Below are 13,312 nucleotides of genomic sequence, written 5' to 3'. Positions count from 1 at the left end.
TATATATAAAAAATATATATAAAATATCAAATTGTATGAAAATTATTTACAACTGTGAGCAAGGGATAAAAGATAATGTGGCACTAACTTTCGGAAATTTCGATGGCGTTCATTTAGGACATAAGTTTGCAATTTCCAATCTAAAGAAGGTAGCACAAGAAAGAGGATTACCCTCTGCAGTTTTAACTTTTGAGCCTCACCCATCAACTGTTTTATTTAGTAGGAACAATTTTAGGTTAATAGACCAAGAACAAAAAAAGGAACTAATCAGCAGCTATGGTATAGATTACTTGTATATTATTAATTTTAGTAGAGGTTTTTCTGAGGTTAGCTGCGATGACTTTATTGGTAAGATTTTGGTAAAGAAGTATGGTGCTAAACATATAACTGTTGGAGAAAGTTGTACTTTTGGTCACAAACGATTGGGTAACATATTAACTCTAGAAAAATATTCTCAGGTGTATGAATATTCTTTAACTAAATTAGAGCCATTGATAATCGATAGAAAAATTTGCTCTTCTTCCTCAATCAGGGAGTGTTTACAAAAAGGCGAAATAGAAATTGCTAATAAATTGCTTGGTAGGTCTTATCAAGTTTCTGGTATTGTAACAAAAGGTGCATGTAGAGGTAGAGAAATAGGGTTTCCAACCATAAACATTCCGATAGAAGATTACATGATAAAACCTAAGCTTGGTACATATTACGCCAAAGTTGCATTTTCTGAAAATAGTTCAAGTTGGCTATATGGAGTAGTCAACATTGGTATGAGACCTACATTTAAGGACTTAAAAAAACCTATAGTAGAAATGCATATATTTGACTTCAACGAAAATGTATACAATTTTAAGGTTGACATACAACTTTTAAAATTTATTAGGGCAGAAAAAAAATTCCATAGTATTAACGAGTTAACAAAACAGATAGACCGTGATATAATGAAGGCTTACCAGTTAAAGATAAACTTATGAAAAGGATATGTTTAGTTATTATATTGATTATAGTATCATTCGATCAAACAAGTAAATTGTATATAAACTCTTTGATTGATGAGGGGGAGTCAATCGAGATTACTAGTTTTATGAAATTAGTTGAAGTTTGGAATTCAGGAATTAGCTTTGGAATGTGTAGTACTCTGCCGCATGGCAGCTTCTTTTTTTCAGCATGTTCAATATTAATAATTGGTATACTTGCATACTTGATATATAAATCTAATGATAAGTCAATTTACCTTAGTTTTTCTCTGATGATTGGTGGAGCGATCGGAAATGTAATTGATAGAATCTATTGGGGAGCTGTATATGACTTCATATATTTTCATATCAATGATTGGTATTGGCCAGCCTTTAATTTAGCAGATCTATCTATAGTTTGTGGAATGTGTACATTGTTATATAAGTGGTATATATATGATAGGTCTATCTCTAAGCAAAATGAGGAATGAAATAATGCTTCGCAAATTCTTTAGTTTTTTTATACTATCTGTGTTTTTTTTCATTTGTCCGATTTCTTTGGAAGCTGAAATCATAAAGCATGCTAAGCTCAGTAACGGATTGGATGTTTATGTAGTACCTAATCACCGAATTCCAGCTGTTTTTCATGCAATAATATATAAAGTTGGGGGAATGGATGACCCAATTGGCAAAGCAGGCTTGGCTCACTACTTTGAACACTTAATGTTTGAAACTACAGGAAAATTTAAAGACATAGAATCCACTTTGGGCAGCATTGGGGCCCAATTTAATGCTTTTACCACTAAAGAATACACCTGCTACTACGAATTAGTTCTCAAAAAAGATTTACCACTAGCAATGGAAATTGAAGCAGATAGAATGGGCAATTTTGATGTTACTCAAGACAAAATAGATAGAGAAAAAAATATCGTATTAGAAGAAAGAAAGATGAGATTTGATAATAATCCTGAAGCTTTACTATGGGAGGAAATGAACAGTGCATTTTATCGTAATGGTTATGGTAGGTCTGTTATTGGTTGGGAGAGCGATATTAAAACTTACAATCAAGATGACATAACAAGGTTTCATGATAACTATTATCATCCAGGTAATGCTATACTGCTCGTTGTTGGTGATGTAGAATTTGAAGAAGTAGTGGGATTAGCAAAGGAAAAATATGGTGCAATTAAAGCTGAGCCTGTAGTGAAGCATTATCCGAACCAAGATTCAATACATAATGCAGATATATCGGTAATTTTAGAAAGCACTGAAGTAAAAGAGCCAGTTTTATACTTTCGCTATAGTGTTCCTTTATTTGAGCAAATAAGTGAAACTTTTCCTGTTGATTTGGCAGTTGATGTTTTGGGGAATGGCAAGTCTAGTAAGCTATATAAAGATTTAGTTCTAGATAAGAATGTAGCAGTAGAAGTGTTTGCTTATTATAATAGCTTAGCTTTTAGTAATGGTTACATTGAGATTCGGGTAACTCCAAAAAGCGGGGTGAATTTGGATGCTGTTGCAAGAGAGTTAGAAAATTCTATTAATCACTTTAACTCTGAAGGAATAACAAGTGAAGAGTTGCAAAGTACAAAGTCTAAATACAAAGCAGCACAGCTTGATAATCTATCTGATTTAACTAATATAGCAATGTTTTATATACCACGTCTAGCACTAGGTATTCCACTTGATGAAATAGACATTTCATATAGCAAAATTAATGATGTCAATCTAGAGGATGTAAATAATAAAGTTCACGCTATCTTTTCTACTAATAAATTAGTTGGTCGTTTGCTACCAAAAGGAGGTAATAATGAAGATAAGTAAATATGTATTTCTATTTTTTTTCTGTCTAGGCTTTAATTTGCAAGCAAGCAGTCACTTAAATATAGAGGAGGTTACTACTAATAAAGGATTTAAGTTTTTATTTGTTGAAAACCATGATCTACCAAAAGTTTCACTTAATATATCATTCAAAGATGCAGGTTGTGTGTATGAAAGTGCAGAAAAGCAGGGGCTTGCTTGGTTTACTTCTCTTGTAATTCAAGAAGGAGCAGGAAAAAATGATGCCAAAGATTTTGCGAAAAAGCTTGAGGATAAAGGAATTAGTTTAAATTTTACTGCTGGTTTAGAAGCATTTAGGGTTTCATTAAACACTTTATCTGAGAATCTAGAGGATGCAATTTCACTACTGAGTGATGCTATAATGCGCCCTAAAGTTGATCCTGAGGGGTTAAATAGAGTATTCGAAAAAGCCAAAGTAAACTTTAATAATTTTGAAAAAGACCCTTATTTTATTGCTGCAAAAGAGTTAGATACATTGTTGTTCAAAAAACATCCTTACTCAAGAGATCCATATGGAACTCTAGACACTATAATGAACATTACTAGAGACGATGTTTTAACATACATAAAGCGTAGTTTTACTAAGGATAATATCGTTATTAGTATTGTTGGTTGTGCAACAAAAGAAGAAGTTAGTACGCTGCTCGATAAATATTTATCTAAGTTACCATCAAAAAGATCGAAAGTTAGGAAGGTATCTGTAAAAAATGAATTTGGGCCTGCAGAAAGTAAGAGCGTTTTTATGGATATACCACAGAGTGTAATACTTTTTGCTCAAAAAAGCATAGCATATGAAGACCCTAATTACTATAATGCTAGTGTTTTGATTAATGCGCTTGGTGGTATGAGTCTAAACTCAATACTGATGAAAGAGTTGAGACAAAATCTAGGTATTACTTATGGTGTTAGTGCACGTAATGTTCCTAATAAGCATGGAAATATTATATCTGGATTTATGAGTACTGATAGTTCCACTGCTAGCAAAGCTATATCAGCAGTAAAAGATACATTTAGCAGAATAAAAGAGGAAGGAATTGACGAACAATTATTCAAGGATGCAAAAACCAGTTTAGTAAATAACCTTATCTTCTCTTTTCTATCCAATAATGCGAATACAGCAACGTTACTGGATAGTATGCAGATAGATGATCGTGATATTAACCATATAAATAATTATGCAAATATCATTAATGATGTTCAATTGGAAAAAGTAAACAAGCTGGCAAGTTCTTTACTGAATCCTGAAAATTTATTTTTTGTTGAAGTTGGAAGAAACGCTCAAGGTCAATAGTTAATACCTTCTACTATTGATCTTACTGCTTTTACATAACACTTATGCTCTTCAGCTAGAATGCGCTCTGAGAGACTGTGAACATCATCATTTGGTAACACTGGAACAGTAGCTTGAGCGATTATGGCTCCAGCATCAATTTCAGGAGTAACATAATGCACAGTACATCCTGTAATTTTTACACCCGCTTTCAGAGCTTGCTCCTGAGCATTTAGGCCCTTAAATGACGGAAGTAAAGAGGGATGAATATTTATAACTTTGTTATGCCATTTATTCAGGAAATTGGCCTTTATAATTCTCATAAACCCTGCAAGGCAAATTAAATCAACCTTATGTTGAACAAGTATTTCATGAATTTTATCAGTATCAAGTGACTTATCTTCAACAACAAACGCTGAAACTCCTGCTTGCTTTGCTATTTTAAGGCCTCCAGCTTCACTATTATTTGTGATAACACACACAGTTTCAGCAGGGAAATTCTGATCTTGACATGCTTCTATTAAAGCCTGCATGTTTGATCCTCTACCTGAAATTAGTATTCCGAGTTTTATCTTTTTCATTTTAGTGCAGCCGTAAGAATGGATATTAATAAAATAGCTCAAAAGGAAAGTTTATTTTAGAATAAATACTATTGTGTAGCAATATTTTACACTGCTGAATAACATGGAATTAAAGAAATCATTCAGTTTGAAGTAACTTTAACATTTCATTTTAGGAATATTATACAATTTATGGTAAATAAATGCATATTTTTATGGCTGCGTTATTATTTATTTAACAAAGTATTAGTATAATTTACTACACTGAATTAAATGGAGAAAATTCAATGAATAAATTACCAAGCAATGCAAAAACAAGCAAGTCTCAGGTTACTCAGTGGGAGGTAATAAAAAATTGTGAATATTCTGATAATTGTTTATCAAAAGTAGTAACTTTATACGTCATTAAAATGGCAGAATTATCAGATATTTATACGAGTAATGAACCTGAAATTAATACTATACTTACAAGAATAAGCATAACAAGTGAAAATGCATTTTTAAATAAGGTTGTTGATATTGAAATTATGGAGGGCATTTTTCCGTACAAATTCAACAGCAAGAAGAAAAATAACATATCAAGGCTAGAAGATTTGTACAATTATTTATGTTCTACTGTTATTGATAGCCTTCCAAAAGAAATGCTTGAAAGCCTAAGAAGAGAATACAGAGACGCTGTTAACTTATTTAAAGCAATTACTTAACTAGGTGTAGCATTTTTAAGACTTTACCTTCTATTTCAGAAATGCCACTTTCAAGATCTTTATCTATCAAACATATGGTAGATAAATATGTTTTCTGCTTCTTTTCAACATTGATAGTTAAAGTTCCAGGAGTAATCGTAACCGAGTTAGCAAATAATGCAATGGTCTTATCATTATGTCCTATGCATTCTCTTACAATAACAATTGGCTCAACTGTAGATTTGAATCGTAGCACCTTTTTTGTTACATAAATACTTGAAAAAATAATTTGGTAAATTAGCCAAGGTATATAACTTATAAGCTGATAAAGTGACAGCCTACCACTATCATTTAGAATTTGACTAAGGGCACTTTCAGCATCAATTAACCTTTTAAAGATAATCAATGTGAACACAGAAGAAAATACTCCACAGAGAATAAAAAAAGGCTCAAAATAACCAGACAATGTAATCCATAGAGAAGACAAAATCACAAATGATAGAGAAAAAAACTTAATATTTTGCCTGACTTTCATGATTTGGAGTATAACTTAAATGATTTTTTAGAAAAATAAAAAGTTCTTGATTTTTGTGTCAAAGAACATAATAACCAAGTTATTTTAATAAGTAGTGGAGATTATGACGCTTGATGATTTTCTAAAAATGCTTGAAGAAATAAATGATACTTCAGGTTTAAGCAAGAACAACATAGTTGAACGAATAAAAATAAAATTAGAAAGAATTGATTTACGGAGGTGGGAAGATAGTGGATTTAATATCAATCATATATTCACTACACATAGTGATCTAGATCCTGTAGAAACTACATTGTTGCATTTTGCTGCTAAGAGTGGCTATGAGAACATAGTAATAGCTCTAATTGAATATGGAGCATATGTTGATGCATGGGACAGCGATGGATGCACTCCTTTACATTTTGCTGCTGAATGGAACCACAAAGGCATATTAGATATTTTAATTGAAAGTGGAGCAAATGTTAATGCGTGGGACAATGATGTATGTACACCTTTACATCTTGCTGCCGAAGGTGGGAATGAAAGTGTAGTAAGAGCTCTAATTGCATGTGGAGCAGATGTTAACGCGCAGAACAATGATGGACACACTCCTCTACATTTGCTACTAAGAGTGGCTATGAGAACATAGTAATAGCTCTAATTGAACACGGAGCATACGTCGATGCGTGGGATAATTATAGAAGCACTCCCTTGCATTTTGCTGCTGAAAGTGATAATGAAAACATAGTAAGAACTCTGATTGAACATGGAGCATGTGTTAATGTGTGGGATAGTTGTGGACGCACTCCTTTGCATTTTGCTAGCGATCATGAAAGTATAAGAGATATTTTAATTGAAAGTGGGGCATATGTTAGTAAACAGAACAATAATAGATATGCTCCTTTACACTTTGCTATTGAATGGGGCTGCAAAGATGTGATAAGTTCTTTGTCAGGTAATGCTAGTCCTAGGGCTGAAATGGCAGTAGGAAGAGTGGAACAAATTACACTTGCAGGAAGATTGGAGCTTTTTTAACCAAACTTGCATTTACTGAGATAATTGTTTTGTTATGAATTAAACCAAAAGTTCTGTAATATATTGAAGCTTAAAGATATCTTTAGATATGGAAGTTATTGCAGAAAATAGAAAAGCAAGGTTTGAATACTTTATCTTAGAAGAATTTGAAGCAGGTATGATCCTCTTAAGTAGTGAAGTGAAATCACTAAGGGAAAGAAAAGCAAACATTTCTGATGCTTACGTTACTGAAAAAAAAGGTGAAATATGGCTAAACAATATGCATATCGCAGAGTATAAAGCTGCAAACCAAAAGAATCACAAGCCAAAAAGAGAACGAAAATTGCTTTTGCATAAAAAAGAGATAAATAAGCTAATTGGTCAAATCAAAACCTCTGGAATAACTGTTGTGCCACTTTCTATCTATTTTAATGATAAAGGGTTGGCAAAAACTAAAATTGCCATTGTGAAAGGAAAAAAACTCTATGATAAGAGAGCAACCATAAAGCAGAGAGAGTGGGAACGTGAGAAAAGTAGATTGTCTAAGAATAATTTGTAGTAAAATATGTCTTTAAGTCCAGTTATTTTTAGCATCGGTCCTGTTTCTATATATTGGTACTCTTTAGCATATGTTTTGGGTATAGTTTTTGCATATTGGTATTTACATAAGCTAGACAATCAAAAAATATTTACTAAGAATTTTTACGATTCGTTATTAACAGCCGTTATTATAGGCATTATCCTTGGAGGTAGGCTTGGGTACGTATTGATATATGATCCAGTTCTCTATATAAGCAATCCTATCGAAATACTAAAGACCTGGGAAGGAGGTATGTCATTTCATGGCGGTGCTATAGGAGTTTTGCTTGCAGTAATAATCTCCTGTAGAAGACATAACATTCCTATATTTTACACACTGGATCTAATTTCTTGTGGAGTTCCGATAGGTTTACTTCTAGGCCGCATAGGTAATTTTATAAATGGAGAGTTATTTGGCAGGGTTACAACTATGCCGTGGGGTATGGTATTTCCAGAAAGTGGTGATAATTTATTGCGCCATCCAAGCCAACTTTATGAGGCATTTTTTGAAGGAGCGCTACTTTTCGTAGTTGTAAATTCACTATTTTACTTGAACAAAATGAGATTGTATTATGGTGCAACAACTGGAGTTGCAGTTATGTTGTATGGAGTAGCACGTTTTATGGTTGAATTTTTCCGCGAGCCAGACTATCAAATTGGCTATTTATGGTTCAATTTAACTATGGGACAGTTGCTTTCTATACCTATGATTTTGTTGGGAATGCTTATATATTTAGGTGCGTTGAATTTTAGGTTTAATACAAAATCTATTCAATAGACAAGAGGTAAGTTGAATAAAAAAATATAGTAGAAGTTTATCTACTACATAGCATGTACAACTGTACGAACTTTTCGTGTTGCAGAGAATAAACGTGAGGGCACAAACCTTTTGTTGCATAGCTATGAAACAAACTTAGTAGCTACTGACCAAATTCATTATTAAGTAGATATTCATTTTTCAACAAAATCCCCTTGATTTAGAAGCTACTCTATTAAAACATATTTTTAAACTTTTGCCAAAACCCTGGTTTATTATCATTAACCTTTGTGAAGGCTATGTTTAAACTGTATCTTGGATCGTTTGGCACATCATATCTAATATTCAGTATTGAAACTTCGTTTTTATTATGAACAGAAACATCGTCATATGATAACTTTGTCGTGTAGCACTTTATATGCTTTTGCTTATCATATACTATATCACCTGATTCCCCTTCTAGTTCTACAAATTTAGTTTTTTTCTGACATTCTTTTATTTTTATTAGATCCTTGTCTAGTGATATTGAAACCGGTAGTGTATTACCAGCATACTCTTTAGCTAAAAGCTCACTTTGAGGATACATTTTTATTTCCCTTCCAAAATGTGAGTCTATAAAATTATTGCTCCAAAATTTGTCTCCAGAATGTACATATTTGTCAGTAGCATACGGTACACCACCATAATTGCATTGAACTTTGTAATCTCCAACACCATTATTTTGAAAAAAATCATGAATGGCAGCGTAACTATCAGCAGCATCATTTATGTAATCCATTACCTACCCCTTAAAACCTTTTAATTTATTATATCACAAGAAATTAAATCTATCAATAAAAAGACTTTTTTTGATATCAAGTATCTAGGGAGCATATTGATAGGATTGTGACATTCGTATTTCCCAGTTCTTCACATACTGCTGGACTAATTCAGGATAATTTTCAATAATTAATAAATTTTCAGCGTTTCCCTTTTCAGCTGTCTTACTGAGGTTAAACGATCCTGTGATGACTTTTTGATTATCAACAATTATTACCTTATTATGAGCAATTTTTGGCTTATTATCGATCCAAATCGGTATTCCATTTGAAAACAATTCGCTTATGACACTATATTTTGAATGGAGTTGTGATTTATCTAAGACGACTTTAACATCAACACCACGCTCTTTGGCGTTAATCAAAGATTTTGCAACTGTTCCAAGAGTAAATGTATATTCTTGAACTAAGATAGATTCTTTAGATTGGTCTATCTCGCTGATTATCGGTACAGCACAGTCTTCTTCAGGTGAGAAGCAAACTGTTGCTTTTGGGCAAGGCGAGAATGTAGGACCCACATAGTAATACAGAGAAAAACATGCCGACAAAAATAAAAGATATAAAAGCCTCACAAACCACACCTAAATACACGGCGGTAGTCTACATCATAGTTTAATCATCTGTCAACCCATATTCCTTCCACTTCTCTGTAACTTTCTTTATTATTTCCTCGCTCATTTCAATTTTTCTTCCCCATTCTCGTTTGGTTTCAGGTGGAAGTTTGTTTGTTGCATCAAACCCTATTTTACCTCCGAGACCACTTTCAGGGGAAGCAAAATCTAAATAATCAATTGGGGCATTCTCTATCGTAATTGTATCACGCACAGGGTCCATTCTTGTTGACATTGCCCACATCACCTCTTTCCAATCACGTATATTTATATCATAATCAACAACTATAATAAATTTCGTGTATAAGAACTGTTTGAGAAAAGATAGTGTGCCCATAACAATTCTTTTTGCATGCCCTGGATAAGCCTTTTTTATCGACACTACCGCTATTCTATATGAACAACCTTCTGGGGGCAGATAAAAATCTACTATTTCCGGAAACTGATTGATAAGAATCGGCACAAAGATTTCGTTGAGTGCTTCACCAAGAATTGATGGTTCATCAGGTGGTTTGCCAGTAAAAGTGCTGAGATAAATTGGATCTTTGCGCATTGTAATTGCAGTGATGTTAAACTCAGGAAACTGTTCAACAGCATTATAGTAACCGGTATGGTCTCCATATGGCCCTTCATCTTGGTAATTATCCAAACTTACATATCCTTCCAAAACAATTTCTGCATGAGCTGGAACCTGAAGAGGAATAGTTTTACAATTTACAAGCTCAAGTGGTTTTTTTCGCAGCAGCCCGGCAAATTGGTATTCTGATAAAGTCTCCGGCACCGGAGTTACCGCAGCAATAATTGTTGCAGGATCGCTACCAATCACAGCAGCCGCAGGAAACTTCATATTTTGTCCCCTCTCCTTCCACCGTTTATGGTGACCTGCACCACCACGATGTGCAAGCCAGCGCATGAGAGTCGTTTTTTTATTCACAACCTGCATACGATATATTCCAAGATTGAAATTATCTTGCTTGTCTGCTGTTGGTCCTTTTGTTACCACAAGTGGCCAAGTGATAAGCGGTGCAGGCTCGTTTGGCCAGCATGTCTGAATAGGTAGCAAACTAAGATCCACCTCATCCCCAGTTAGCACCACCTCTTGACATGGGGCTTTGCTCACAACTTTGCTCCGCATCGACAATACAACTTTTAGTAGAGGAAACATTTTCACAGCATCTTTGAAGGTTTTTGGTGGCTCAGGTGATCGCAAAAATGCTAGAAGTTTACCCAGATCCCTTAATTCATCAGAATTTATACCAAGTCCGAATGCAATTCTCTCAATAGTACCAAATAAATTCACTAAAACGGGAATTGAATTTTTGCCATTTTCTGTGACAACATTTTCAAAGATGATAGCTGGTCCTTTGTTTGACAAAACCCTACGATGAATTTCTGTCATTTCAAGAATAGTTGAAACTTCTTTTTTAATTCTAATTAGATCTTTTTTTTCTTCTAATGCTCTGATGAAGTCGCGTAAGTTATTGTACATATTTTAAAAATTTTAAGCCTTTTAAGAAGTGCTTTTCCCAGCACAACTCATTCACTTATTATTATAGAGGCTCTAGAAAAATTATTCTCCAATTCGCTTTTTAAGTTTTTATATTCAGCAGTCTTTAATTCTTCATTGGTAATAAAGCTTTTCTTTATGGTTATTAAATTGCTAAATTCGGTTCCATCATTTTGATATTTACAGAACCTATTTACATATAACCAAGGAGAATTTATTTCAAAATTCAAATTTTCACAATTTTTAATTTTGATATCTTTTATTATCATATGGCTTTCCTTAGTTTTAGGAACACCAATAAAAAGATCTGACACTTGGTCAGAAGCTGTATTGACAACATCATTAAGCCAATTATCTCCTAAATTCAAAGCAGGTCCTAGATTTGTCTTAAAAATCTTATTTTTTTGCTGAAACTCATATTTGATTGTAAGATCTTCTACATTACGTAAAGTAAGGTCAGGCAATTCTAAGAACTTCTTTTCTTCTTCATCAAGATATACTCCACTAATCATACGAAAAACAGAATCCCTTAATTGCTCATTTGAATAATACAATCCAACCCCTGTTAAGCCTAAGGCTGCTTCCCCTTGCACGGTAAGCTGGCCATATTCATTTACAACATTATCTTCTATAGTTAATTCACTATGGGATATCACTTTTGAATTTTCACCTTGTACAGCAGGAATTTTTATGTAATCCGCTTCCTCAGAATCGAGTACTAAAGCGTTTCTATCAGCAATGTCTGGAAAAATACCCTGTGCCATACTGACGGTATTAGTTGGATCAATCCAATATATTTTCCCACCTCTATTTGTTACTCTGAGCATCACATGATTAAAATTACCCATATTAGGTAATGCTTCAGAGTTAGAAGTATTAGTAGTTCCTCTCATAACTAAAATAGGTTGAACTTTGTAACCAAGTTCTTGTAAAATAGCAGCTGTGCTGGCAGAAAAGTCCTTGCAATCCCCAACTTGAGAATCAGCAATTTTCTCTAAATCTCTCGGGAAATATTTTCCTGACACTGTACGCCAGTCTCCCATGTACTGAACTTTTTCATTCAATAAAGAAGTAACTGCATTAATTTTCTCCTCATCGGTACTCTCATTGGCAGCAAATTCTGCTATAGCTTCAAAAGTTGCAGGAAGCGGCTGATTGATGACGCTATGATATCCAGGAGCTAATTTTTTAGCTAAATCCTCCCATTCAGATAAGCTTGAAAGTGATACCCAAGTGTTGTGTTTTATGTTCAATATTCCATTATGTGGTTCATTTGTTGTGTTTTCATAAACTGCTCTCTTTAAAGCAATGCTTATAGAATGTACATCATCCTTTTTTTCCTCAGCAATTTCTAATACGCTTCTTGGATCATTAACTTTAATCTCTAGAGGCAATTCAGAATTGATTTTAGTATTTTCTGCTTGTAAATAATCCCCATAATACGAAAAGCTCAAGCCATAAAAATTATCAACGGGAACCTTTTTGTTAACTTGCTTATATCTTAAATATACTTCCGTACCAATTTCTATTTTAGGGAATGAGATGGTTACTTGCCTTAACTGATCGAAACCTTTGCTAGGGCTAGCCAGCGGTTTATCCTCCATCATGTCTTCAGTTACTATATATTCTTCTCCGTTGTAAGTTGTTTTAGCCTCTAAAACAGTAAAATCTGCACTATCATCATTGTAAACAAGACTGTATAGAGAGAACCTATCACGTCCGGATTCCTTGAGTATTTTTGCTTGTAGTTCTACTTCCGTTTCATAGGTACCATCTCTATTAACATTAATGTTAACATTAGAAAATTCAACCTCAACGGAAGCATCTTCGTACTTAGCCCACCTTGCTTCAGCTATAGTAGACATGAAAAATACTAGTAATGCTAAGTTAAAGATAGTTTTTAGAAATTTCATTACGTCACCACATTTACTGAAAAATTATTTTACTAGACTTGTACAATGCCACCTACAATACAAACAGCCAACTGATTAGGGAAGAAGCTTATTTTCTAGAATGGCTATTTCTTTCTCTCTACCAATTATTGGTTCGCTCATATAATTCACCGCCGTGTTTGTCAGTATTATACGCAGCGGTTATAAAATAATCAACTTTTTTACCGCCGCGGTTACAATTGTTATACGCGGCGGTAAGGATTGCTTAAATTTCTCAAATGCCTTATTCTACACAAGTTTTCGTTACTTAATATC

General features: G+C 33.6%; 15 protein-coding genes. 9 read left to right on the top strand and 6 right to left on the bottom strand.

All coding sequences use genetic code 11. From position 1 onward, the window contains the following. The first annotated feature begins 35 nt into the window (after positions 1 to 35). From ribF to OPR29_RS01755, 4 genes are read left to right on the top strand one after another with little or no spacing between them, the layout of a single operon-like run. Complete coding sequence (gene ribF / locus OPR29_RS01770; protein ID WP_254229758.1) at positions 36 to 968, top strand: riboflavin biosynthesis protein RibF; 933 nt, start codon at positions 36 to 38, stop codon at positions 966 to 968. Next, positions 965 to 1,441, top strand: coding sequence for a signal peptidase II (gene lspA / locus OPR29_RS01765; protein WP_007301940.1), 477 nt, complete (start codon positions 965 to 967; stop codon positions 1,439 to 1,441). The genes ribF and lspA overlap by 4 nt, the downstream gene beginning before the upstream one ends. Positions 1,442 to 1,445: 4 nt before the next feature. Then, positions 1,446 to 2,774, top strand: coding sequence for a M16 family metallopeptidase (locus tag OPR29_RS01760; protein ID WP_012481845.1), 1,329 nt, complete (start codon positions 1,446 to 1,448; stop codon positions 2,772 to 2,774). Beyond that, positions 2,761 to 4,083, top strand: a complete 1,323-nt coding sequence (locus OPR29_RS01755) for a M16 family metallopeptidase (RefSeq protein WP_265025346.1) — start codon at positions 2,761 to 2,763, stop codon at positions 4,081 to 4,083. Before OPR29_RS01760 ends, OPR29_RS01755 begins: the two co-directional genes overlap by 14 nt. On the opposite strand, the gene purN is transcribed toward OPR29_RS01755, so the two are convergent. Next, on the bottom strand, positions 4,077 to 4,643 hold the full coding sequence (gene purN / locus OPR29_RS01750; RefSeq protein ID WP_265025345.1) for a phosphoribosylglycinamide formyltransferase: 567 nt from the start codon (positions 4,641 to 4,643) through the stop codon (positions 4,077 to 4,079). The genes OPR29_RS01755 and purN overlap by 7 nt on opposite strands. A 266-nt stretch (positions 4,644 to 4,909) precedes the next feature. Between purN and OPR29_RS01745 the strand changes: the two genes are divergently transcribed. Further along, a complete protein-coding gene (locus tag OPR29_RS01745; protein WP_007301944.1) occupies positions 4,910 to 5,326 on the top strand; it encodes a hypothetical protein in 417 nt (138 codons plus the stop codon). Here the strand turns inward: OPR29_RS01745 and OPR29_RS01740 are convergent. Continuing rightward, positions 5,319 to 5,840, bottom strand: coding sequence for a Na+/H+ antiporter subunit E (locus tag OPR29_RS01740; protein WP_006015458.1), 522 nt, complete (start codon positions 5,838 to 5,840; stop codon positions 5,319 to 5,321). The genes OPR29_RS01745 and OPR29_RS01740 overlap by 8 nt on opposite strands. A 103-nt stretch (positions 5,841 to 5,943) precedes the next feature. Between OPR29_RS01740 and OPR29_RS01735 the strand changes: the two genes are divergently transcribed. From OPR29_RS01735 to lgt, 4 genes are all read left to right on the top strand, one after another. Continuing rightward, complete coding sequence (locus OPR29_RS01735; RefSeq protein ID WP_265025344.1) at positions 5,944 to 6,468, top strand: ankyrin repeat domain-containing protein; 525 nt, start codon at positions 5,944 to 5,946, stop codon at positions 6,466 to 6,468. Then, positions 6,465 to 6,854, top strand: a complete 390-nt coding sequence (locus OPR29_RS01730; RefSeq protein WP_406848650.1) for an ankyrin repeat domain-containing protein — start codon at positions 6,465 to 6,467, stop codon at positions 6,852 to 6,854. The genes OPR29_RS01735 and OPR29_RS01730 overlap by 4 nt, the downstream gene beginning before the upstream one ends. A gap of 88 nt (positions 6,855 to 6,942) precedes the next feature. Then, positions 6,943 to 7,392, top strand: a complete 450-nt coding sequence (smpB, locus tag OPR29_RS01725) for an SsrA-binding protein SmpB (RefSeq protein ID WP_007301946.1) — start codon at positions 6,943 to 6,945, stop codon at positions 7,390 to 7,392. 6 nt (positions 7,393 to 7,398) lie between these two features. Next, positions 7,399 to 8,190 (top strand): prolipoprotein diacylglyceryl transferase, encoded by a 792-nt coding sequence (gene lgt, locus OPR29_RS01720; RefSeq protein WP_007301947.1) that lies wholly within the window; start codon positions 7,399 to 7,401, stop codon positions 8,188 to 8,190. Positions 8,191 to 8,404: 214 nt separating this feature from the next. On the opposite strand, the gene OPR29_RS01715 is transcribed toward lgt, so the two are convergent. The 4 genes from OPR29_RS01715 to OPR29_RS01700 form a co-directional block, all read right to left on the bottom strand. Next, on the bottom strand, positions 8,405 to 8,947 hold the full coding sequence (locus tag OPR29_RS01715) for a hypothetical protein (protein ID WP_007301948.1): 543 nt from the start codon (positions 8,945 to 8,947) through the stop codon (positions 8,405 to 8,407). Between the two features lie 84 nt (positions 8,948 to 9,031). Beyond that, positions 9,032 to 9,559: a phospholipase D family nuclease gene (locus OPR29_RS01710; protein ID WP_007301949.1), complete on the bottom strand. Its 528-nt coding sequence runs from the start codon at positions 9,557 to 9,559 to the stop codon at positions 9,032 to 9,034. 40 nt (positions 9,560 to 9,599) lie between these two features. Further along, entirely contained in the window at positions 9,600 to 11,087 is a 1,488-nt protein-coding gene (locus OPR29_RS01705) for a UbiD family decarboxylase (RefSeq protein WP_052264652.1), read from the bottom strand. Between the two features lie 47 nt (positions 11,088 to 11,134). Beyond that, the gene (locus tag OPR29_RS01700) at positions 11,135 to 13,018 is read right to left on the bottom strand and encodes a DUF3857 and transglutaminase domain-containing protein (RefSeq protein WP_265025343.1); all 1,884 of its coding nucleotides are present in this window, start codon (positions 13,016 to 13,018) and stop codon (positions 11,135 to 11,137) included. Between the last annotated feature and the right edge of the window lie 294 nt (positions 13,019 to 13,312).

The sequence above is a fragment of the Wolbachia endosymbiont (group B) of Pammene fasciana genome (assembly GCF_947251495.1).
Classification (GTDB): domain Bacteria; phylum Pseudomonadota; class Alphaproteobacteria; order Rickettsiales; family Anaplasmataceae; genus Wolbachia.
The sequence above is the reverse complement of the archived record's forward strand: the minus strand, read 5'-3'. Positions and strand labels throughout refer to the sequence as shown.